Below are 22,132 nucleotides of genomic sequence, written 5' to 3' on the forward strand. Positions count from 1 at the left end.
TTTCGCGTCAGGATCGCCGCCTGCCAGCGTCAGCCGCTGCGCTTGGGCAGCGGATGCCCGGGCATCAGGTCATACGGATGCTTCCACCCCGGCAGCGCGCGCATGCGCTCGGTCCACGCGTGGATGTGCGGATACTCCTTGCGCCAGTGCACGCCGATCTCGTCGTCGAAGAACACATAGCCCGCCAGCGAGAAATCCGCGATGGTCGCATGCTCGCCGGTGACGAAGCTGCGGCCGGCCAGCTGCGCGTTCAGCACGCTCCATGCGCCTTCGCAGCGCGTGCGGAAGAACTGCAGCACCGCAGGGTCCGGCGATGCGGTCAGCGCGCGCAGGAAGCGATACGTGGCGGTGTACGACGTAAACTTGTGATTGTCGAACAGCAGCCAGCGCAGGACTTCGGCGCGCTCGGCCTCGTTGGCGGCACCGTAGGCATCGAGGCGCGATGCCAGCGTTTCGAGGATCACGCCCGACTGGGACAGGCGTTGCCCGCCGAACTCCAGCACCGGCACCTCGCCCATGACATTGATGGCGCGGTACTCCGGCGTGCGCGTCTCGCCGTTGAAGTAATCGACAAAGCGCGGCTGCCACAACGGCCGGTCGCGTTGCGCGCTGACGGTCTCCAGCAGCAGTGCCACCTTGTAGGCATTGCCGGACTGGGCAAAGCAGTACAGCAGGTATTCCGGCGTTTCGCCGGACGTCTTCGCTTCGTCGCTCATGACGCCTCCCCGATCATGTCGCCATCCACATACAGCCACACCGGCGCCTCGCCGGCCGCGCGCGGCTCGCGCACGAACCGGCTGCGCTCATGCAGCCGCCACGCGCGCCCGCCCACCTTGTAGCGCGCCACGAATTCCACTTCGGCATGCGTATCGTCCTGCTGGGAATGAGCCTTGATGGCGAGACCCAGCCAGCGCGTGCCCGTATCCGGCGCCAGGTCGGCCGGGCACGTGGACGTGTGCCAGGTCTGCCGCAACCAATCCATATTGCCCATGACATACGCGGTATAGCGCGAGCGCATCAGCGACTCGGCATTGGGCGGCACGGCTTCGCCGCGGTGATAGCGGCCGCAGCATGCGGCATAGTCCGCGCCGAGGCCACAGGGGCACGGCGCGGCGGTGGCGCGGGGCGGTCGCTTCGCGCTCATCCCAGCAACTCCGCCAGTTCGCGCATGTCAGTAAACAGATGGTGGGCGCCGGCTTCGCGCATCAGTGCAGGATCGTTGCGCGCTGCATAGCCGAACACGGTCATGCCCGCTGCCACGCCAGCAGTGATGCCGGTCGGGCTGTCTTCCACCACCGCACAGCGCGACGGCTCGACGCCCATGGTGCGGGCGGCGAGCAGGTACACGTCCGGTGCCGGCTTGCTGCGCTCCACTTCGGTGGCGGAAAAGATATGCTCGCGCTCGTCCTGCTGGAACAGCTCCACCAGACCCGTGCGCGTGAGCTGCAGCTTGACCTTGACGCGGTCCGCGCCCGATGCAACGCACACCGGCATGCCGGTCGCGGCAATCGCGGATACCGCTTCGCGCACGTAGGGCACGCTCTGCACTTCGGCCTCCAGCACCTGGTTGCGCCGCACAAACCATTGCGACAGCCAGTTCTCCGGCAACGGCGCGCCGCGCCTGCGCTCGATATTGCCGAGCTCTTCGCGCACGGCACGCCCCAGGAACCACTTGGTCGAATCCTCGAGCGAGATGGCAATGCCAAGCTCGTTGAGCATTTCGTTGAGCAAGCGGTTGACGATCGGCTCGCTGTCGACCAGCACGCCGTCGCAGTCGAAGATCACACAATCAAAACGCGACGATGGGCCGGAGGTTGGGCCATTCACGGCCCGGTCTGCTGCAGTCATGCGGGTTTCTTTTCCTTGTTGCTATCCACGCTGCTCACGGCGCGCAGCTCGGTCTGGCGATCGCGCTTCAGGTGGTCTTCGATCTGGTTGAAACGGTCGAAGCCCCAGAACGGCTCGCCGTCGATGATGACGAATGGCGAGCCGAACACGCCCTTGGCCATGGCGACCTCGATCTCGGCCTTGAGCTGGTCCTTGATCTGGTAGCCGGTCGCGCCGGCATCCATGGCATGCACGTCCACGCCAAGGGGTTCGGCCAGCTTCGAGATCTCGGCCGGCTCGGCGATGTTGATGTCGTCCACGAACAGCGCGTGGTACACCGACTTGGCAAACGCCGTGGCGACATCCGCGCCGTGGTGGTTCTGCAGCCACAGCATGGCACGCGCGGCATGCGTGGTCGGCAGGGGGAAGTGTGTCGGACGCTTGTATTCGATGCCGTGAAAGTGCGCGCTGCGCTCGAAGTCGCGCCAGCAGTATTCGCCCTTGAGCGGGATCTGCGGCAACGGCGAGGAGCCGGTGGTCTTGAACACCACCCCGAGCAGGATCGGATGCCAGGCCACGAAGCGACCGTACTTCTGCGCCAGCTCGTCGATACGCGTACTGGCGAAGTAGCCATACGGCGACGAGAAATCAAAGTAGAAGTCGATCGCAGCGGTCATGGTCGGGGGCCCTTGGTCGTGGTGGATGGTCGGATGGCTCGGGGAAGCCTCCAGGACGCCTGGCCGTGCTTCCCAAGCCCCATGGTACGCGTGTCGGCGCGCCGCGGCTACGCCAGGGCGCGCGCGATCAGGATCTTCTGGATGTCGCTGGTGCCTTCGTAGATCTGGCACACGCGCACGTCGCGATAGATGCGCTCGACCGGGAAATCGCTGACGTAGCCATAGCCGCCGAAAACCTGGATCGCATCCGAACAGACCTTCTCCGCGATCTCGCTGGCAAACAGCTTGGCCATGGCCGCTTCTTTCAGGCAGGGCCGGCCGGCATCCTTGAGCGAGGCCGCGTGCCAGATCATCTGGCGGGCCACGTCGATGCGCGTGGCCATCTCGGCCAGGCGGAACTGCACGGCCTGGTGCTGGAACAGAGGCTGGCCGAAGCTCTCGCGTTCCTTGGCGTAGGCCAGCGCTGCATCGAACGCCGCGCGCGCCATGCCGATGCTCTGCGAGGCAATGCCGATGCGGCCGCCTTCCAGCCCCGACAGCGCCATCTTGTAGCCCGCGCCTTCGTCGCCGAGCAGGTTGGCGGCCGGCACGCGGCAATCCTCGAACAGGATCTGCGCGGTGTCCGACGAATGCTGGCCGAGCTTGTCTTCGATGCGCGCCACCACATAGCCGGGGGTGCTGGTGGGCACCAGGAACGCACTGATGCCGCGCTTGCCGGCGGCCTTGTCGGTCACGGCCATGACGATGGCCACGTCGGCATTCTGGCCGCTGGTGATGAACTGTTTGACGCCGTTGAGCACGTAGTGATCGCCATCGCGCACGGCGGTGGTACGCAGCGCCGCGGCGTCCGAGCCCACGTGCGGCTCGGTCAGGCAAAACGCGCCAAGCATTTCGCCGCGCGCGAGCGGCACCAGCCATTGCTGCTTCTGCGCTTCATTGGCAAACGCCATCAGCATGCTGCAGACCGGGCAGTTGTTGACGCTGATGACGGTCGAGGTGCCGCCGTCGCCCGCGGCGATTTCCTCCAGGATCAGCGCCAGCGACAGGTAGTCGAGGCCCGCGCCGCCATACTGTTCCGGCACCGCCACGCCGTAGGCGCCCAGCGCCGCGAGTTCGCGATGCACGTCCTTGGGGAAGGTCTTGTCGCGGTCCCACTGCGCGGCCTGCGGCGCGATCACCTCCTGCGCAAACTGGCGCACGGCGTCGCGGATCATTTCCTGTTCGGATGTCAGCAGCATGTCGTTTCTGTATGAGTGAGTCCGGCCCGCGCTTACCAGGGGATGGGGGTGCCGTCGTAGTTGAAGAAGCTGCCGTTGTCGCGGCGTTTTAACCCGGCCAGCAGCTGGCGCATGCCCTTCACGCTCTGCGGCGGCGTGATGTCCGCCGCCTTGCCGCCCATGTCGGTCTGCACCCAGCCCGGATGAAGCGCCACGCAGGTGGCGTGGCGCGCGTCGAGCGAGACCGCCTTGAGCGCCGCATTGACGCCCGCCTTGCTGACGCGATACAGCCAGCTGCCATTGCTGTCCATGGAGCCGATGCTGCCCATGCGCGAGGACAGCACCGCCAGCACGCCGCCGTGGCCGCCCAGGCCGGTCTCGACATAGGGCAGCACGAGCGGCAGCGCCATCATGGGGCCGAGCACGTTGACGTGCATGACGTGGTCGAAATCCTCGCGCGTGACCGGCTGCGCGCCTTCGGTGCGCGTGCCCATCACGCCGGCGTTGTAGATGGCCACATCGAACGATTCGCCATCGAGCTTCCAGCCCAGTCCGGCCACGGCGCCGGCATCGGTCAGGTCGGCCTGGTGGGCTTCGGCGCCCAGCGCCTTCAGCGCGGCGACGCCCTCAGGCGTGCGCGCCGCCGCGATGACGCGCCAGCCGTCGGCACGGTACTGGCGGACGAATTCGAGACCGATGCCGCGCGAGGCACCGAGGATGAGTGCGGTTGGCATGGCTGGGCTCCTGGCAAGGGTTCATCGATTGTTTTGGGGTTCCTCCCCTCTCCCGCGGGCGGGAGAGGGGAGGAACCGGTGGAAGCGATCGAACGCGTCAGACGATCTCGATCCCCACCGCTGTCGCCTCGCCACCGCCAATGCACAAGCTGGCCACGCCGCGCTTGCCGCCGGTCTTGCGCAGCGCGCCGATCAGCGTGGTCATGATGCGTGCGCCCGAAGCGCCGATCGGGTGGCCCAGCGCGCAGGCGCCGCCGTGGATATTCACCTTCTCGCGCGGGATCTTCAGGTCGTGCATGGCGGCCATCGGCACCACGGCAAAGGCCTCGTTGATCTCGAACAGGTCGACGCTGTCGGTGGTCCAGTCGAGCTTGCGGTAGAGCTTGGCCATGGCTTCCACCGGCGCGGTGGTGAACCAGCCCGGCGCCTGCGCGTGCGTGGTGTGGCCCAGCATGCGCGCGATCGGCTGCAGGCCGAGCTTCTTCGCGGTGGATTCGCGCATCATCACCAGCGCCGAGGCGCCGTCGTTGATCGACGACGACGATGCCGCCGTGATGGTGCCGTCCTTGGCGAACGCGGGCTTCAGCGTGGGAATCTTGTCGAGCTTGATGCGGCGCGGGCCTTCGTCGGTATCGATGACGGTGTCGCCGCCCTTGCCCGAGACGGTGACCGGGGCGATCTCCCAGCGGAAATCGCCCGACTCGGTGGCCTGCTGCGCGCGGCGCACGCTTTCGATCGCGAAGGCGTCCTGCTGCTCGCGCGTGAAGCCGTACTTGGCAACGCAGTCCTCGCCGAAGGTGCCCATGGCGCGGCCCTTGTCGTAGGCATCTTCCAGGCCATCCAGCATCATGTGGTCATAGATCATGCCGTGGCCGATGCGGTAGCCGCCACGGCCCTTCGGGATCAGGTACGGCGCATTGGTCATGCTTTCCATGCCGCCGGCAACGGCGATGTCGAACGAGCCGGCCACCAGGCCGTCATAAACGTTCATGGCCGCGCGCATGCCCGAGCCGCACATCTTGTTGACCGTGGTACAGCCAACGCCGAGCGGCAGTCCCGCGCCGAGTGCCGCCTGGCGCGCCGGGGCCTGGCCCTGGCCGGCGGGCAGCACGCAGCCGAACACCACTTCCTCGACCTGCTCCGGCTTGATGCCGGCGCGTTCGACCGCTGCGCGAATCGCAACGGCACCGAGCTGCGGCGCGGTCAGCGACGCGAATTCACCCTGGAATGCCGCCATGGGGGTACGGGCGGCGGAAACGATGACGATCGGGTCTTGCATGTCTGTTCTCCTGGTATCGGTATGCGCGAATCGTGTTGTGTTGGCGGCCGCGATCAGCGGATCGACGCCTGCGGCGGGTCGCCGAACTGGCGATAGGCGGCGGCCAGCTGCTCGTGCAGCTCGTCGTTGTTGCTGGCGGCCATGCCGAGGTCACGCAGCAGGCCGTCTGACACGCCGTAGACCCAGCCGTGCACGGTCACGTCCTGACCGCGTGCCCATGCGTCCTGCAGCACGGTGGTCTGGCAAACATTGTTGACCTGCTCGATCACGTTCAGCTCGCACAGGCGCGTGTGGGCGTCGTCCTCGCGCAGGATGGTGCCGAGGTAGGCCTCGTGCTTGTCGGCCACGTCGCGCACATGGCGCAGCCAGTTGTCGGCCAGGCCAATGCGCTCGCGCTTGAGCGCGACCTTCACGCCGCCGCAGCCGTAGTGGCCCACGACCGTGATGTGGCGCACCTTGAGCACTTCCACTGCGAACTGGATCACCGAGAGCGCGTTCAGGTCGCTGTGCGCGATCACGTTGGCGATATTACGGTGGACGAACACCTCGCCCGGCGCCAGGCCCAGGATCTGGTTGGCGGGCACGCGCGAGTCGGAGCAACCGATCCACAGGTATTCAGGTGCCTGCTGGTTGGCCAGGCGCATGAAGAACGTCGGGTCTTCCGCATTGACGCGGTCGACCCAGTCGCGGTTGTTGCGGAACAGCTGGGCGATGGCGTCACTCATGCGACTCTCCTTGCAATGCCGGCGACAGGCGCGCTATGTCCGGTGCCATAGCGGTGGATGAAACGTTCGGAGATGGGATAGGCAAAGAAGTCATGAACTTGTCCGGCCAGCAGCCGGTCCTTGTGGCCCTGCCACATGGCAGGGTCGAATAAATCCTCGTGATGACGCAGGAATGGCTCGCGCACGCGCGGGTTGCCCAGCAGGAAGGTGCGGAAGGTCTCGGGGAAAATGTCGTGCGGACGCACGGTGTACCAGGGTTCGCCCGACATCTCCTCCTCTTCGTTGCGCGGCTCTGGCACGTGGCGCACGTTGCAGTCGGTGAAGTACTCGATCTCGTCGTAATCGTAGAACACCACGCGGCCATGGCGCGTTACGCCAAAGTTTTTATACAGCATATCGCCAGGGAAGATATTCGCGGCGATCAGTTCCTTGATGGCATTGCCGTACTCGATCACGCCGTGCTCCACCTGCTCGTCCGTGCCTTCCTGCAGCCACAGGTTCAGCGGCGTCATGCGGCGCTCGATATAGACGTGCCGCACCACGATTTCCTCGGCGCCATCCTTGGCGCGCTGATACTCGATCATCGACGGCGCATGGTGTTCGAGTTCGCGCACCAGCTCGTCATCGAAACGCGACAACGGGAAGGCCACGTTCGAATATTCCAGCGTATCGGCCATGCGGCCGACGCGGTCATGCTGCTTGACGAGCTGGTACTTGGACTGGATCAGCGCGCGCGTGGTCTCTTTCGGCGCCGGATAAAAGTCCTTGATCACCTTGAACACGTACGGGTACGACGGCAGCGTGAATACCAGCATCACCAGCCCCTTGATTCCCGGCGCGCTGATGAACTTGTCGGACGAGTGCTGCAGGTGGTGCAGGAAATCCCGGTAGAACAGGTTCTTGCCCTGCTTCTGCAAACCCAGCGAGGTATAGATCTCCGCGCGCGGCTTGCGCGGCATGATGTCGCGCAGGAACGTCACGTAGGCCGACGGAATTTCCATGTCGACCATGAAGTACGAGTGCGTGAAGGAGAACAGGATCATCACCTGCAGCTTCTTCAGCAGCACCGCATCGAGCACCAGCTTGCCCGACGCCCCGTGCACGATCGGGATCGCCAGCGGATAGGTGCGGTCGGCGTTCAGGATGCGGCCGATGATGAAAGCCGTCTTGTTACGGAAGAACAGCGACGACAGCACGTGGATCTGGAAATTCGGCGCGATGCGCGCATCGCCGAAATGCTCCTCGACGGTGCTGACCACGTAGCCGATATCGCGCCGCAGGTCCTCGAACGGCCGCTCGAGCTGGTAGTTGTGAACGATGCGCTCGAAGCAATCCGCCATGCCGTGGCGGCTGCCCGGATAGTAGGCGCGGAACGTCGGCTTGATCGGCGACTCCTCGTTCTCGATGTACTCGGTCGAGATGGCCGGGCGCACGAAGATGAAGTCGTTGTTGAAGTACGAGCGGTGCAGCAGGCGCGTGCAGACGGAGTTGAAGAAGGTCTCGGCCAGTTCGGGCTGGTGGTGGTTGGTCAGCAGCCCGATGTAGTGCAGCTTGATCTGCTGCCAGATCTCGTCCTCGATATTCTCGGCGTCGTACTCGTCTTCGAGAAACACGCTGGTCTCGCGCACGCGCTCGTTGTAGAAATCAATGCGATCGCGCTGGATCTGTTGCAGGCCCAGCCAGTCGCCCGCCTCGAACTTCACCTTGGCCTGGTGGCTGACCTCGCGGAACAGCCGGTAATGCTTGTCGAACCCGTCCAGCATGGTCCGCGCCACGTCGAAGGCAATCTGCGAAGAGAGCAGTTTGGGAAAGTGGGACATGGGACGGGGTGGACGGTAGGGCGGGGGCTGGTGGCATTGTAAATGGGTTTTGAGGCTCGATTTGGGGCGCGAGACGAGCGCCCCAAAAATCACATCGTCTCGGCAAACAACTCCCGACCGATCAGCATCCGCCGGATCTCCGAAGTCCCGGCGCCGATCTCGTACAGCTTGGCATCGCGCCACAGCCGCCCTGCCGGGTATTCGTTGATATAGCCATTGCCACCCAGGATCTGTACGGTCTCGCCAGCCATCCACGTGGCTTTTTCAGCCGTGTAGAGGATCACCGCCGCGCAGTCCTTGCGCACTTGGCGCACGTGCTCGGCACCGATCGAGTCGAGGTTCTTGCCCACCGTGTACAGGTAGCTGCGCGCCGCCTGCAGCGTGGTGTACATATCGGCCACCTTGCCCTGGATCAGCTGGAATTCGCCGATGCTCTGGCCGAACTGCTTGCGATCGTGGATATACGGCGTCACCACGTCCATGCACGCCTGCATGATGCCGACCGGCCCACCTGACAGTACGGCACGTTCGTAGTCCAGGCCGCTCATCAGCACCTTGGCACCGCTGTTCTCGCCGCCGAGGATGTTCTCGACCGGCACTTCCACATCCTCGAACACCAGCTCGCCGGTATGCGAGCCGCGCATGCCGAGCTTGTCCAGCTTTTGCGCCACCGAGAAGCCCTTCATGCCCTTCTCGACGATGAAGGCGGTCATGCCGCGCGCGCCCAGGTCCGGTTCGGTCTTCGCATACACCACCAGCACGTCGCAGTCAGGGCCGTTGGTGATCCACATCTTGGTGCCGTTGAGCACAAAGCGGTCGCCCTTGAAATCGGCGCGCAGCTTCATGCTGACGACGTCGGAGCCGGCATTGGGTTCGCTCATGGCCAGTGCGCCAATCCATTCGCCCGATACCAGTTTCGGCAGGTACCTGGCCTTCTGCGCGGCGCTGCCGTTGCGGTGGATCTGGTTCACGCACAGGTTCGAATGCGCACCGTAGGACAGGCCGACCGAAGCCGAGGCACGGCTGATTTCCTCCATCGCCACCATGTGTGCGAGGTAGCCCATGTTGGCACCGCCATACTCTTCCGCCACGGTGATGCCGAGCACGCCAAGGTCGCCCATCTTCTTCCAGGCGTCCATGGGGAACTGGTCGGTGCGGTCGATCTCGCCGGCGCGCGGGGCCAGTTCCGCCTGGGCCCAGTCGCGCACGGCGCCGCGCAGCATCTCGATGTCTTCGCCCAGGTCGAATTTCAGGCCAGGGAGTTCGGTCATGATGGTCTCCGGTTGGAAGCTTGCTGGCGTCGCAATGTGCGCGTCAGACGTGTTCGAGCGTGCGTACCACGCAAAGCGTCATCAGCATGGTCGCAACGAGCTTGCGGCGGCCCTGCTGCTCGACGAAAACATCGCCCTGCGCCACGATCAGCGTGCGGCCGGGCTTGAGCACGCGCCCCACGGCGATCAGGCGTTCGCCCTGTGCCGGGGACAGCAGGTTGATCTTGTACTCGGCGGTCAGGCCTGCCTCGCCCTCTCCCACCATGGTCAGCGCGGCATAGCCGCATGCGCTGTCGGCCAGCGCACCGACGACGCCGCCATGGAAGAAGCCGTGCTGCTGGGTCACGCCCTCGGACCACGGCATGGCGATCTCGACCTCGCCGCGTTCGACGCGGGCCAGGGCGGCGCCAAAGGCGCGCATCAGTCCCTGGCGGGCAAAGCTGCTGGCAATGGTGTCGGTCCGGGCCGCAGACAGCAGTTCGGGCTGGACGGGGCTGGCGGCAGCATCAAGGTCCTGCGTCATGGCGACTCCCTGGTGAGATAGTTCGACGTATTCTATTTACGTTTACGTAAACGTCAATCCACAGCGACACGAAGATGCGCGATAAGTGCAGCGTCAGGCAGCTTCATGTTTGGCCGGTCCGTCGGCTGGTGCCTGTTGTGCGGCCAACAGCGCCTTGCAATGCTTTTCATGTTGGTCGATTTCTGCCAGTTGCGCCTGCAGGTCTTCAAGCTGGCGTTCGAGTGCGGCGCGGTGGCCGGCCAGCGCATCCAGGAAGCGTTCCAGCTGCGGGGCGCTATCGCGCGGAGACTCGTAGAGATCAAGGATCTCGCGGATCTCATTGAGAGTAAGCCCCAACCTTTTGCCGCGTAGCGTGAGCTTCAGGCGGGTACGTTCGCGCCCGTTGTAGACGCGCGTGCGCCCGCCCGGGCCGGTGCGCTCCGGCGACAGGAGACCCTGGTCCTCATAAAATCGGATGGCGCGCGGCGTGACATCGAACTCGCGCGCGAGATCGGTAATCGTATAAGTGGCCGGGCCGGTAGAAGCGTTTGTGGCTGCCATGGATGCGCCCAATAAAAGTGAACGGTCGTTCGTTGTGAAGTCAACTTTTGGCTTAAGATGGACAAGCGTCGCACGAATTGACGTTTACGTTAGCGTCAACCCAGGCGACTGGCAACCGGCGTCGCCATGCCCTGCCGATTTGGCCCGGCATGACGGCAAACAAGAGAAAGCCCCCACCTGCCCCCGGCGTGCACGGCGCAGGGCTTCGACGACGAGACTCCTCATGAACGCACTCGAACATCAGCTCCAATACCCGTTCGCGGACACCATGCCCGAGCCCGGCACAAAGCAGGAAGTGGCGCCCGGCGTCTACTGGCTGCGCATGCCGCTGCCGTTCGCGCTGGACCACATCAACCTGTGGCTGCTGCGCGACCGGATCGACGGCCGGGACGGCTGGACCATCATCGATTGCGGCATCACCAACGACACCATCAAGGCGCACTGGGAAACCATCTTCGCCAACGAACTCGAAGGCCTGCCGGTGCTGCGCGTGCTGGTCACGCACAGCCACCCCGACCACGTCGGCCTGGCGCACTGGCTGTGCAAGCGCTTCGACGTGCGGCTTTGGATGAGCCTGGGCGACTACATGAGCGCCCGCGTGATGGGCAGCGGCACCGGCGCGGGCTCCAGCGCCGGCGGCGAACTCGCGGCCGAGCACTTCGCGCTCCATGGCCTGACCGACCCCGACAGCCAGGAGAAGCTGCGCGCCCGCAAGACCTACTATCCGTCGCTGGTGCCGGACCTGCCCACGCGATACCGCCGCCTGATGGACGGCGACACCGTCGCCATCGGCGCCGACCCGGCCACCGCCGGCTGGCGCGTGATCACCGGCTTTGGCCATTCGCCCGAGCACGTGGCGCTGTACAACGCCGCCACCAACGTGCTGATCTCGGGCGACATGGTGTTGCCGCGCATCTCGACCAATGTCAGCGTGTTTGACATGGAGCCGGAAGCCAATTCGCTGCAGCTCTACCTCGATTCGCTCGGCAAGTACCAGGACCTGCCCGACGACGTGCTGATCCTGCCGTCGCACGGGCGCCCCTTCCGCAACCTGCATACGCGCATCACGCAGCTGCGCGAGCACCATGTGGACCGCCTGGCCGAAACGCTGGAAGCCTGCCGCGAGAAGCCTTGCAGCGCGCACGACATCGTCGGCGTGATCTTCAAGCGCCAGTTCGATATCCACCAGATGACGTTCGCCATGGGCGAGTCGCTGGCGCACCTGCATGCGCTGTGGCATCGCGGGGAACTGGTGCGGGAATTCGGGGATGACGGGGTGATCCGGTTCCGGGCGGCCTGAAGCCGGAAAGCGCTCAGCCGCGCGCCGCCAGCGCGGCAAGATAGCGCACACCCTCGATCGCCCGGCTGCCATACCACGACAGCATCTCCCCATCGACCAACTGCACCGGCTTGCCGAGCTGCCGCTCCAGCGCATCGGCATGGTCTTCGGTGAAGCGGTAGGGCTCGGTGGACAGCAGCACCTCGTCGAGCCCGCGCACCAGCGCATCGCTCCAGCGGAAGCTCGGATAGCGTTCCCCCGCCGTGTTGGGACGGCTGCAGTCGCCGTCCGCGCAGGCCTGCGGCACGTCTTCCGGCCAGGTCTGCCAGTTCACCAGCGCCAGCATGCGGCTGATATAGGTGTCGCGCGACACCGTCATCCAAGGGTCCTGCCAGATGGCGTAGAGCACCTTGCGCGCCGGCCATGCGCGGGCACGCACAGCGTCCAGCTCCGCCTGCAGCGCGGCACACAGCGCCTGCGCCTGGGGCTGCCGTCCGAAGATGCCACCCAGCAGCCGGTACAGCGCCACATTGTCTTCCGGCGCGCACGGATGCGTGACGATCACGTTCGGCACGAAGCGGCGGATCTCGTCCACGGTTTCACGCCGGTTCTCGTCGATATTGACCACCACATGCGTGGGCGCTAGCGCGCGCAGGCGGTCGAGCTTCACGTCCTTGGTGCCGCCGACCTTGGCCACCGCGCGCACTTCCGGCTCGGGATGGATGCAGAAACCCGTGCGCGCCACCATCTGGCCGCCCAGCTCCAGCGCGAACAGCAGTTCGGTCACTGACGGCACCAGCGAGGCAATGCGGACGTCGCCGCTGGCGGCGGCGTGTTGCTGGCCGATGGCGTCGCGCCACATGCCTAGTTGCCGCCGCGCGGTTTGCGGGGCGCCTTGGCGGCCAGCGCGTCGTAGAGCCAGCGCGGCATCACGTGCATCAGCGACGCGACCACGCCCATCTGCCACGGAATCACCCGGAAGCGGCTTCCCGCCGCAATCGCGCGCACGGCCTTGCGCGCGAACACATCGGCATCGGTCAGGAACGGCATGCGGTAAGGGTTGTGCGCCGTCATCGGCGTACGGATATAGCCGGGTGCGATGGTCACCACGCGGATGCCATGGCGCCGCTGCTCCAGCCGCAGGCTTTCCAGCAGCTTGATCACCGCCGACTTGGACGCGCTGTAGGCGCCGCCGCCGGGCAGCCCGCGCACGCCCGCCACGCTGGCAATGCCCACCAGCGTGCCGCGCCAGCCGCCGGCGCCCGGTTCGCGGTCATGCATCGGCTGCAGGAACGGCTGGAACGTGGTCAGCATGCCGAACCAATTGGTGTCCATGACCATGCGGAAGACCTCCAGGTCCTCGCGCTCGCTGGCTACGGTGCCGACCGATACCCCGGCGTTGGCGATGACCACGTCGGGCACGCCGATGCGGTCCAGGAAATCCTGCGCGGCCCGCGCCATGGCGTCGGCATCGCGCACATCGGCGGCATAGACATGGACCGCCCCCGGATTGGGCAGGCTCCCGGCCAGATCGCGCAAGGCGTCCTCGCGCCGCGCCACCAGGCCCAGGATGGCGCCTTGCTGCGCATACTCGCGTGCCAGCGCCTGGCCCAGGCCGCTGGAGGCGCCGGTAAGAAAGACTTTCAGGGGGCGCATCGGTCTACCGGAGGCTCAAATGAAAAAAGGCCGGTACGCAACCGTACCGGCCTTCGGGAATACCGCTCAGAGCTTCTTGTCGCGGACCTGCGTCACCAGGTAATCCATGGCCTGGATCGCGCCGGTCTTGGTGCCCGCGATGGACGGCGAGGTCTCGTACTTGCCCTGGACCACCACGGTCGGCACGCCATCTACCTTGTAGGCGTCGGCGATCTTGTTGGCGCGTTGCGCGTTGGTGGTCACCGAGAACGAGTTGTAGGCATCCAGGAACGCCTTGCGGTCGATGCCGTTCTTGGCCATGAAGTCGGCGATCTCGTTCGGGTCCAGCATGCGCTTGCGGTCGACGTGGATCGCATTGAAGACCTTGGCGTGCATGGCGTCCAGCTTGCCGAGGGACTCCAGCGCATAGAAGATCTTGGTGTGCGGCAGCAGGTCGTCGCGGAAGGCTACCGGCACGCGCTTGAACACGACATCCTTGCCCTGCTTCTTGACCCAGGCCTCGAGCTCGGGCTCGAAGTCAAAGCAGTGCGGGCAGCCATACCAGAAAAACTCGGTAACCTCGATCTTGCCGGCCGGCACGGGCTGCGGCGCCTTCAGCACCTGGTATTCCTTGCCTTCGGTGGGCGCCGCCTGGGCGGGGGCGGTCATCAGCAGGCCGCCGACAGCGGCAAACGTGGCAATCAGTGCGGCGAGTTTCTTCATCTTGGAGCGGCTTTCCGGGTTGGGCGATGAGCGTATGACAACGGCGGCGGCATCCGGTTCAGCGGGCCGCCGGCCCTGGGGGTTACAGCGCGTTACTGCTTGGTAAAGCGGATCACCGAGGCGTCGAAGCCGGCCGACTGCAGCCGGTCGCGCGCCTTGTTCATGTCCTCGATGCGGTTGTACGGACCGATCCGCACGCGGTACATCTTGACGCCATTGACATCGCGGTCGGTAATCCTGGCCTCGAAGCCCTGCATGGCAAGATTGGCCTTCTGCCGGTCGGCGTCGTCCGACGAGCGGAACGCACCCACCTGCAGCAGGTAGCCGACCTTGTTGGCATCGGCCTGGGCGATCTCGGCAATCGGATCCGCCACCGGCTTCTCGACCGGCTTGTTCATGGCGAGGGGCTTCTCGGCGGGCTTTTCAGCCGGCTTCTCAGCCGGCTTCTCGGCCGGCTTTTCCGCCGGACGCGCCACGGCTACCGGCGGCTGCCGATCGCCGTTGCTCCGGTCGGGCGCCGCTTGCTGCGATGGCGCCTCGGGCGCGGGCTGGCCGACCGGCTTGGCCGGGGTCTTGCTCCACAGCGGCTTGTTCGGGTCGGCCGGGCCTTCCTGCTGGGACTGGGATTGCGTGGGGCTGGGCAGCGTGCTGGCCACGTTGCCCGGCTCGGCGGCCGGCCGCGGCGCATTCTTCTGCTGGAACGGCGCCGGCGACTTGGTGATGTACAGGGCGACCACCACGGCGATGGCCAGCCCGACGATCAGCCCGAGCACCAGGCCCAGGAACGTTCCACCGCGCTGCTGGCTGCGGCGGGCACTACGCGCATCGCGCTTGCGTTGCTGTTGCATAAGTCCTCTTAGGTGTTGCCGGGAGATTATAGTGCCAGCGCCGCCCGCGCAGGCACCGGCCGCGGCGCGGGCGGCCCTTCCCTCTCCGGCCTGGTCTTGCGGTCGCGTCCTGGCCTACATGCTTACATGCGACGAGGCGCCGAGACGCCGATCACCGCCAGGCCGTTGCGCAGCACCTGGCGCGTGGCCGCCAGCAGTGCCAGGCGCGCGCGCTTGACCGATTCGTCGTCGACCAGCACGCGGTCGGTGTTGTAGAACGCATGGAAATCGCCCGCCAGGTCGCGCAGGTAGAACGCGACCGCGTGCGGTGCCAGTTCGCCCGCGGCGGCGGCCAGCATCTCGGGGAACTCGGCCAGGCGCTGGCCCAGTGCCAGTGCCTGCGGGCTGACGTCGGCGCCGGTGACGGCGGCCAGGTCGGTGCCGGCCAGTTCGGCCAGGCGGCCTTCCCACTCGGCGCCGCCCCACGATTCGAAGATCGAGCAGATGCGCGCATGGGCGTACTGCACGTAGTACACCGGGTTCTCGTCGTTCTGCTTGAGCGCCAGGTCCACGTCGAACACGAACTCGGTATCGGCCTTGCGCGACAGCAGGAAGAAGCGCACCGCGTCGCGTCCGCGCGTGAAGTGCGCGGGCCAGTCGGACACGCCCGCGTCCAGGCAGCCGCGGATGGTTTCGTCGCCACCGTTGGACCATTCGATCAGGTCGCGCACGGTCACGTAGGAGCCGGCACGCTTGGAGATCTTCACCTCCTCGCCGTTCTTCATCACGGTGACCATCTTGTGCAGCACGTAGTCGGGGTAGCCCTTGGGGATGCCAATGTCCAGGCCCTGCAGCCCGGCGCGCACGCGGGCGATGGTGCCGTGGTGGTCGCTGCCCTGCACGTTGATGACCTTGCTGAAGCCGCGCTCCCACTTGGTGGTGTGGTAGGCCACGTCCGGCACGAAGTAGGTGTAGGTACCGTCGGTCTTCTTCATGACCCGGTCCTTGTCGTCGCCGTCGTCGGTGGTGCGCAGCCACAGCGCGCCCTCGCTCTCGTACGTCTTGCCCTTGGCGACCAGCCCCTGCACCGCGGCTTCCACGCGGCCGTCGGTGTACAGCGACGACTCCAGGTAGTAGCGGTCGAACTTGACGCCGAAGGCCTGCAGGTCGATGTCCTGCTCGTTGCGCAGGTAGGTCACCGCGAACTTGCGGATCGAGTCGACATCCTCGGGATTGCCCGATGCGGTGACCGGTTGGCCGTCCGAGGCGCTCACGGTCTTGCCGGCCAGGAAGTCGGCGGCGATGTCGGCGATGTAGTCGCCGTTATAGGCAGCTTCCGGCCAGTTGGCGTCGCCGGGCTTGAAGCCGCGCGCACGCGCCTGCACCGACACGGCCAGGTTCTGGATCTGCACGCCGGCATCGTTGTAGTAGAACTCGCGGTGCACGTCGTAGCCCTGCCAGGAGAGCAGGTTGGCGAGCGCATCGCCGAGCGCGGCCTGGCGGCCGTGGCCGACGTGCAGCGGGCCGGTCGGATTGGCCGAAACGAACTCGACCAGCACGTTGCCATGCATGCCACGTTCCTGCGCGCCGTACCGGTCGCCCTGGTTCAGTACCGCGCGCAGCACGTCGGCCTTGGCCTCCGGCGTCAGGCGCAGGTTGATGAAGCCGGGGCCGGCGATTTCCATGGCCGCGACCAGGCCGGCCGCGCGCGGATCGGCCTGGACCGCCGCCACGATGCGCTGCGCCAGTTCGCGCGGATTGCTCTTGAGCGCGCGTGCCACCTGCATGGCGATGTTGCACGCCAGGTCGCCGTGGGCGGCGGCCTTGGGCCGCTCGAAGGTCACGGCCGGCAGGGCCGCGTCGGCCGGAGCGAGCGCGCGCACCGCATCGGTGAACGCAGCGGCAAGATTGGAGGTCTGAACAGGCAGCATGGATGTCAAAGCCCTGGTGGGCAGTAAGTCTGGCAGGCGGCGCGACGGCGCCCGGGAGCCCAGCCGGCAATGCCGGCGTAAAGCCACGGGCAAGGCGCCGCGGAGCCGAACGAAGCGGCGCGCAAGTGAACGCCGCGCCGCGTGACCGGCAAAGGAATTCGGAAACGCGGAATTTTATCAGGTGCTATGCTGACATCATGCGCGCGGCTCGCAAGAGCCACAATCCGCGCGGCCGCTCCCGCCCCCGGGAAACCGCGTCATGCATGTCCGTAAAAGGAAACAACATCATGCTGATCACCTTTAAATCCCACGCCGCGCAAGACCTGATCATGATGAGGGATCTGGCCGTGACGCTCCTGGGCATCATCGGCAAGCATCTCGGAGAGCGGGGGGTGATCACCACGGAAGAGATGCCACGCGCGATCCAGAAGCTGGAAGCCGCCGTGAGCGACGCCAAGCGCAATCACCCCGCGGAATCCGCCGTCAACGAAGACAAGCATGACGATGAGGACGAACCGCTGCACCTCGGCCAGCGTGCCTACCCGTTCCTCGACATGCTGCGCGCCTCGCAGAAGGAAGGCGTGGATGTGCTCTGGGGCGTCTGACGGCAATCAGGGCGGCGTCTCGCCACAGCAGAACGCGGCATCGTAACGACGCCTGTGGCCAACAAAAAAACGCCTGGCGCCGCCTCAGCGGGGCCAGGCTTCCGGAACGTGGATGTCTTCCGGACAAGGGGGGAACGTTGCCACCGGCCGTCGCGCCTGCCCGCGGACGACCGCAGCGAGCTACTCCCTGCTACTCCCATTACGCGTTGCCAGCAACAGGCCGATCAGCGCACCGATCGCGGCGGCCAGGCCGACCGCCTTGAGCGGGGACTCGGCCACGCGCTGCTGTGCCTGCACGACCGCACCATCCATGCGCTCGCGAACGTGCGTCACACTGTCGCCGGCCTGCGCGCGCAGGCGATCGGTCATTTCGCTGGCCCGTTCGCGCAGGCGGCGCCCGGCGCTCAGGCTCTGCTCGGATCCTTCGGTGGCCAGCACTTCGATGGTGTGCTGAAGTTGCGCGATCAGGGATTTCACTTCGTCCGAGATCGGGCCGGCGGCATCGCGCGTGTCGCGTGCCGCGTGCCGGATCCGGCGAATCGTACTGTCGGCGCTATCGGCGAGGTGGGTGATTTCCTTCCGGACTTTCGGGTTCTGCGTCAGCATAGGGCTACTCCTAAGTCTCAGGGCACGGTTCGGGACACGTCACGCGTCACCGCCTGCGGACCAGACCCATCACGGCGGCGACCAGGGCCACGATCAGGAAGATGAAGAACAGGATCTTGGCGATCTCCACGGCGCCGGCAGCAATACCGCCAAAGCCGAACACCGCGGCGATCAGCGCGATTACGAAAAAGACGAGTGCATATTGCAGCATGACTGAACTCCCGATGGTGGCGACAGCTGCCCGCCGGACGGGCAGCATCGCCGGTTAGGACTTGCGCGGTGACGTGCAAGCTCATAGCCTCATCGTAGGAAGCCGTCCCCGGCACAGACACCGAAAGCGGGCCGATTCCGCTGTCAGCCAAGTCCTACAGTGCCGTCCGCGACCGTATTTCCGGCTCGCCGAAGGTCCTTCGAGACGTGGCCGGGGACACAGTCGCAGGTTGACCTCGCCGTGAGTATGTGATCCCATGGCCGCTCCCGGCGGCAAGCGCCCCACCGAGGAATTGCCTCATGCTCAAGCAGTTCAAGCAGTCCTTCCTGCCCCATACCCTGCTGCTCGCCGGCGGCATCCTGCTGACCCTGGCGGTACTGGTCGCCTCCGAAACCGGCAATATCCGCCTGCGCGAGAGCTACAACGATGTCATCCGCTCGCAGCGCCTGCAGACGCATCTGGCCGCGCTCCATGGCGAGCTGGTCAATGCGGAGGCCGGCGAGCGCGGCTTCCTGCTGACCGGCAAGGACACGTATCTGGAGCCCTACTACAAAGCCCTGCCGCGCATCGCCGACCTGACGGCAAGCATCCGCGCGGACTACGCCACTGACGAAGAAGGCCTCAGGCTGTTCGGCGACACGTCCAAGCAGATCAGCAGCAAGCTCAATGAAATGGCGCTGACGCTGCTGTACGGCAAGCGCGACCTGATGGTGGCGCTGGACCTGGTGCGCACCGACTACGGCAAGCAGACCATGGACAACGCGCGCCGCGGCCTGGACCAGCTCCAGGCGCGCGAAGCGGAGACCGTCGCCCATCGGCTGGTGGGCGCGGAGCGCGACGTGCAGTTGTCGCGTTACGGCATCGGCCTGCTGACGGCCATCAATATCGTGCTGCTGATCGCGGTGGGCCTGGGCCACGCCAAGCGCCTGACCATGTCCGAAGCCGCGCGCTCGCAGGCGGAAGAAGAAGGCCTGCGGCTCGACCGCAAGGTGCGCGCGCGCACGCGCCAGCTGTCGGCGCTCGCCGGTCACCTGCAGCGCGTGACGGAAGACGAGAAGACGCGCCTGGCGCGCGAGCTGCACGACGAACTCGGCGCCATCCTCACCGCCATCAAGCTGGACCTCCACTGGGTCCGCCGGCGCGTGCAGGAGAGCCACCCGGAAGCCGCGGACAAGCTGACGCGCGTGATGCTCCACGTGGACCAGGGCATCCAGATCAAGCGCCGCCTGATCGAAGACCTGCGGCCGACCGTGCTGCTCAACCTGGGGCTGCGGGCGGCGCTGTGCCAGCTCGTCGAGGACGTCGCCGGCCGCAATCACTGGGAGTCCGAAGTCAGCATTCCCGACGACCTCCCGCGCCTGCGCGACGATGCCGCGATTGCGCTCTATCGGATCGCCCAGGAATCGTTCACCAATGCCAGCAAGTATTCGGAGGCGACCCATATCCGCCTGTCGCTGGGCCACACGGAGACGCAGCTCACGCTGACGATCCACGACGATGGCAAGGGCCTGCCGCCCGATTTCGATGCCGGCAGCACGGCCGGACACCATGGCCTGCTTGGCATGGAGCAGCGCGTGACGGCGCTCGGCGGCAGCATGGAGATCGTGTCGTCGCCCAATACCGGCGTCAGCATCCGCGTGGAGGTGCCGCTCACCGCGTCGGTGCTGGCACCGGCGGAGGAGCCGGCCGAGACCCAGCCGGAATAGCCAGTCAGCGCAAGCGGCAAGGCAGGGCGAGGAAGGCGGGACGCCCTGGGAAGCAGGTCAGGCAGAGGTCAGGCAGGGTCAGGCAGCGCCCGCCGCGTGTTCCTCGATCACGCGGAACACCTGCTCGAGTTCGAGCGACTTGTCGAAAAAATAGTCGGCCCCGGCCTCGGCGCACTGGCGCCGGTACATGGAGACCTGCGCGTGGTTGGTGTACACGATCCGCATGCCGGGCAAGCCCTTGCTCTTCATGGCGCTCAGCACATTGATGCCATTGCCCTGGCGCAGCTGCAGGTCGACGATCACCACGTCATACGGCTGGCCGTTGGCGAGCATGCGCAGTGCCATGGCCTCGGTATCGGCCCAGTCGACGCTCTGCACATATGGAAAGTCGCTCAGGTACTCGAGGAGCATGCCGCGCAGCACTGCCGAGTCTTCGATCAGAAGAACGCGCAGTGCCCGGTATGAGGGGTTCGAAGCCTGCTCCGACATTCGTCAACTACGTCCGGTGATGGGGTTGCCCCATCGCGCCAGCCAGCCCTGCGCGACGAGATCGCTTGATCTATTCGACCAGGCCGTTCTTGATGGCGTAGTAGGTCAGATCCGCGTTGGTCTTCATGCCCATTTTCTCCAGAATGCGTGAACGGTAAGTGCTGACGGTCTTCACGCTCAGGAAGAGTTCGTCTGCGATCACCGATACCGACTGGCCGCGCGACAGCTTGCAGAAAATCTGGAACTCACGCTCCGACAACATCTGGTGCACCGGCTGCTCGGTCGGCTTGTCGAGGCCGCCGATCAGCAGGTCCGCCACGGCTGCGCTGACGTAGCGCCGGCCTTGTGCCACGGTGCGGATAGCCTTGACCAGGTCATCCGGCGCGCTTTCCTTGGTAAGGTAGCCCGAAGCGCCGGCGCGAATCAGGTTGATCGCGTACTGGTCTTCGGGATAGGTAGACAGGATCAGCACCGGCAGGTCCGGCTTGCGCTGGCGAATCAGCTTGAGCACGTCGATGCCATTGCGTTCGGGCATCGAGATGTCGAGCACCAGCACGTCGAATTCGCCATCGCGCAATTGCGCCATGACTTCGTCGCCGCTACCGGCCTCTCCGGTGACCTGGATATCAGGTTCATCAGCAAGGAACTGGCGCAGCCCTGCGCGAACAATCTCGTGATCATCAGCGATCAGGACGCGGATCATCATGGCTCCACTGTGGGGGCTTTCGCCCAAAGACGGGTGCAGGCGGAACCGCTTGCTGTGTAAGCATTGTAGTGCCGCAACGCGCCGCGGACTGTCAGTGTCAGGCTGACATTGCGCCGCCCGGCGACAACCGCACGCACCAAAGCAAAACGGGACGGCTGGAGGTCCGTCCCGTTTTGCTGCGTTGCATCAAGCCGGCTGGGCCGGCCCGCGCTTTGGCTTATTGGGTCTTGGCACCCGCTTCGGCGCCTGCGCTGGCCCCCAGGGAGGCGTCAGACTTGTCCTTCTTGTGCGACTTGGCGCTGTGCTTTGACTTGCCCTTGCCGGAATCGGCCTTGGCCGGGTCAGCCGGCTCGGCCGGTGTGGCCGGCGTGGCGGCGTGGCCCTTGTCCAGAGAGGTCGACGCACCCACGCCCGCTTGCGCCCCGCCGGCTGTCGGAGCCGGCGCGTTCACGGCGGCACCGACGTCGGCCCTGACGCCGGGGTTGCCCGTGGTGGTACCGGTGCCTTGCGCCATGGCCAGCGACGAAGCAGCAGCGATCGACAGGACGGACAGGGAGATCAGCAGTTTCTTCATGGAAGGGCTCCTTTCAGGTGATCCGCTGCGAAACATTCGCCGCGGCATCCACGCTGTTGTTCACGTGAACTTGGAACCGAGTCTAGGGACGCATCCGCTCCCGGTCTGTGAGCGATTGCAATGCAGTGTAAGGAGTTGTGAAGCGGCGCTACCGCCGCCCGGGAACGGCCGATGCTGCAATGCAAGGCAAATTCCCTGCTGCATCAGAGACCTGCGCGATTCGGGCA

General features: G+C 65.8%; 25 protein-coding genes. 3 read left to right on the forward strand and 22 right to left on the reverse strand.

Annotation, left to right across the window (positions count from 1 at the left end; translation table 11 throughout):
• Nucleotides 1–29 precede the first annotated feature (29 nt).
• The 12 genes from AC3FKH_RS02035 to AC3FKH_RS02090 all read right to left on the reverse strand — a co-directional run bounded on the left by AC3FKH_RS02035 (nt 30) and on the right by AC3FKH_RS02090 (nt 10,613).
• Nucleotides 30–716: a glutathione S-transferase family protein gene (locus AC3FKH_RS02035; protein WP_488672493.1), complete on the reverse strand. Its 687-nt coding sequence runs from the start codon at nt 714–716 to the stop codon at nt 30–32.
• Nucleotides 713–1,144: a YchJ family protein gene (locus tag AC3FKH_RS02040; protein WP_488672495.1), complete on the reverse strand. Its 432-nt coding sequence runs from the start codon at nt 1,142–1,144 to the stop codon at nt 713–715. Before AC3FKH_RS02040 ends, AC3FKH_RS02035 begins: the two co-directional genes overlap by 4 nt.
• Nucleotides 1,141–1,848, reverse strand: coding sequence for an HAD family hydrolase (locus tag AC3FKH_RS02045; RefSeq protein ID WP_488672497.1), 708 nt, complete (start codon nt 1,846–1,848; stop codon nt 1,141–1,143). The genes AC3FKH_RS02040 and AC3FKH_RS02045 overlap by 4 nt, the downstream gene beginning before the upstream one ends.
• Nucleotides 1,845–2,504, reverse strand: coding sequence for a 2-hydroxychromene-2-carboxylate isomerase (locus AC3FKH_RS02050; RefSeq protein ID WP_488672499.1), 660 nt, complete (start codon nt 2,502–2,504; stop codon nt 1,845–1,847). Before AC3FKH_RS02050 ends, AC3FKH_RS02045 begins: the two co-directional genes overlap by 4 nt.
• Before the next feature lie 107 nt (nt 2,505–2,611).
• Entirely contained in the window at nt 2,612–3,742 is a 1,131-nt protein-coding gene (locus AC3FKH_RS02055) for an acyl-CoA dehydrogenase family protein (RefSeq protein ID WP_488672501.1), read from the reverse strand.
• Nucleotides 3,743–3,774: 32 nt separating this feature from the next.
• Nucleotides 3,775–4,455: an SDR family oxidoreductase gene (locus AC3FKH_RS02060; RefSeq protein ID WP_488672503.1), complete on the reverse strand. Its 681-nt coding sequence runs from the start codon at nt 4,453–4,455 to the stop codon at nt 3,775–3,777.
• Nucleotides 4,456–4,552: 97 nt separating this feature from the next.
• Entirely contained in the window at nt 4,553–5,734 is a 1,182-nt protein-coding gene (locus tag AC3FKH_RS02065) for an acetyl-CoA C-acetyltransferase (protein WP_488672505.1), read from the reverse strand.
• 53 nt (nt 5,735–5,787) lie between these two features.
• On the reverse strand, nt 5,788–6,459 hold the full coding sequence (gene can / locus AC3FKH_RS02070; protein ID WP_211946889.1) for a carbonate dehydratase: 672 nt from the start codon (nt 6,457–6,459) through the stop codon (nt 5,788–5,790).
• The gene (gene aceK, locus AC3FKH_RS02075; RefSeq protein WP_488672507.1) at nt 6,456–8,279 is read right to left on the reverse strand and encodes a bifunctional isocitrate dehydrogenase kinase/phosphatase; all 1,824 of its coding nucleotides are present in this window, start codon (nt 8,277–8,279) and stop codon (nt 6,456–6,458) included. The genes can and aceK overlap by 4 nt, the downstream gene beginning before the upstream one ends.
• Before the next feature lie 89 nt (nt 8,280–8,368).
• A complete protein-coding gene (locus AC3FKH_RS02080; protein WP_488672509.1) occupies nt 8,369–9,550 on the reverse strand; it encodes an isovaleryl-CoA dehydrogenase in 1,182 nt (393 codons plus the stop codon).
• A gap of 43 nt (nt 9,551–9,593) precedes the next feature.
• Nucleotides 9,594–10,073 (reverse strand): PaaI family thioesterase, encoded by a 480-nt coding sequence (locus AC3FKH_RS02085; protein ID WP_488672510.1) that lies wholly within the window; start codon nt 10,071–10,073, stop codon nt 9,594–9,596.
• A gap of 93 nt (nt 10,074–10,166) precedes the next feature.
• Nucleotides 10,167–10,613, reverse strand: coding sequence for a MerR family transcriptional regulator (locus AC3FKH_RS02090; protein ID WP_488672884.1), 447 nt, complete (start codon nt 10,611–10,613; stop codon nt 10,167–10,169).
• A 223-nt stretch (nt 10,614–10,836) separates the two neighbouring features.
• On the opposite strand from AC3FKH_RS02090, the gene AC3FKH_RS02095 reads away from it, so the two are divergent.
• Nucleotides 10,837–11,913 carry an MBL fold metallo-hydrolase gene (locus AC3FKH_RS02095; RefSeq protein ID WP_488672512.1) on the forward strand — a complete coding sequence of 359 codons (1,077 nt, stop codon included), beginning with the start codon at nt 10,837–10,839 and terminating at the stop codon, nt 11,911–11,913.
• 13 nt (nt 11,914–11,926) lie between these two features.
• Here the strand turns inward: AC3FKH_RS02095 and AC3FKH_RS02100 are convergent, their stop codons facing one another.
• The 5 genes from AC3FKH_RS02100 to argS form a co-directional block, all read right to left on the reverse strand.
• Nucleotides 11,927–12,754 (reverse strand): helical backbone metal receptor, encoded by an 828-nt coding sequence (locus AC3FKH_RS02100; RefSeq protein ID WP_488672514.1) that lies wholly within the window; start codon nt 12,752–12,754, stop codon nt 11,927–11,929.
• A gap of 2 nt (nt 12,755–12,756) precedes the next feature.
• Nucleotides 12,757–13,548: an SDR family oxidoreductase gene (locus AC3FKH_RS02105; protein ID WP_488672515.1), complete on the reverse strand. Its 792-nt coding sequence runs from the start codon at nt 13,546–13,548 to the stop codon at nt 12,757–12,759.
• Nucleotides 13,549–13,614: 66 nt separating this feature from the next.
• The gene (locus tag AC3FKH_RS02110; RefSeq protein WP_488672517.1) at nt 13,615–14,250 is read right to left on the reverse strand and encodes a thiol:disulfide interchange protein DsbA/DsbL; all 636 of its coding nucleotides are present in this window, start codon (nt 14,248–14,250) and stop codon (nt 13,615–13,617) included.
• Between the two features lie 92 nt (nt 14,251–14,342).
• Nucleotides 14,343–15,098: an SPOR domain-containing protein gene (locus AC3FKH_RS02115; RefSeq protein ID WP_488672519.1), complete on the reverse strand. Its 756-nt coding sequence runs from the start codon at nt 15,096–15,098 to the stop codon at nt 14,343–14,345.
• Nucleotides 15,099–15,220: 122 nt separating this feature from the next.
• Nucleotides 15,221–17,008: an arginine--tRNA ligase gene (gene argS / locus AC3FKH_RS02120; protein ID WP_488672520.1), complete on the reverse strand. Its 1,788-nt coding sequence runs from the start codon at nt 17,006–17,008 to the stop codon at nt 15,221–15,223.
• A 287-nt stretch (nt 17,009–17,295) separates the two neighbouring features.
• Between argS and AC3FKH_RS02125 the strand changes: the two genes are divergently transcribed.
• Entirely contained in the window at nt 17,296–17,613 is a 318-nt protein-coding gene (locus AC3FKH_RS02125) for a DUF1840 domain-containing protein (protein WP_488672522.1), read from the forward strand.
• A gap of 180 nt (nt 17,614–17,793) precedes the next feature.
• On the opposite strand, the gene AC3FKH_RS02130 is transcribed toward AC3FKH_RS02125, so the two are convergent.
• Nucleotides 17,794–18,219, reverse strand: coding sequence for an ElaB/YgaM/YqjD family protein (locus AC3FKH_RS02130; protein ID WP_488672524.1), 426 nt, complete (start codon nt 18,217–18,219; stop codon nt 17,794–17,796).
• A gap of 46 nt (nt 18,220–18,265) precedes the next feature.
• The gene (locus AC3FKH_RS02135) at nt 18,266–18,430 is read right to left on the reverse strand and encodes a DUF1328 domain-containing protein (protein WP_211946877.1); all 165 of its coding nucleotides are present in this window, start codon (nt 18,428–18,430) and stop codon (nt 18,266–18,268) included.
• A 299-nt stretch (nt 18,431–18,729) separates the two neighbouring features.
• Between AC3FKH_RS02135 and AC3FKH_RS02140 the strand changes: the two genes are divergently transcribed.
• Complete coding sequence (locus AC3FKH_RS02140; RefSeq protein WP_483730951.1) at nt 18,730–20,136, forward strand: sensor histidine kinase; 1,407 nt, start codon at nt 18,730–18,732, stop codon at nt 20,134–20,136.
• Between the two features lie 78 nt (nt 20,137–20,214).
• Here the strand turns inward: AC3FKH_RS02140 and AC3FKH_RS02145 are convergent, their stop codons facing one another.
• From AC3FKH_RS02145 to AC3FKH_RS02155, 3 genes are all read right to left on the reverse strand, one after another.
• A complete protein-coding gene (locus AC3FKH_RS02145; protein WP_488672527.1) occupies nt 20,215–20,625 on the reverse strand; it encodes a response regulator in 411 nt (136 codons plus the stop codon).
• Between the two features lie 70 nt (nt 20,626–20,695).
• On the reverse strand, nt 20,696–21,328 hold the full coding sequence (locus AC3FKH_RS02150; protein WP_011296311.1) for a response regulator: 633 nt from the start codon (nt 21,326–21,328) through the stop codon (nt 20,696–20,698).
• 220 nt (nt 21,329–21,548) lie between these two features.
• Entirely contained in the window at nt 21,549–21,905 is a 357-nt protein-coding gene (locus AC3FKH_RS02155; RefSeq protein WP_488672529.1) for a hypothetical protein, read from the reverse strand.
• Nucleotides 21,906–22,132 lie beyond the last annotated feature (227 nt).

It is taken from the genome of Cupriavidus sp. 21MJTG02-4, from assembly GCF_057798975.1.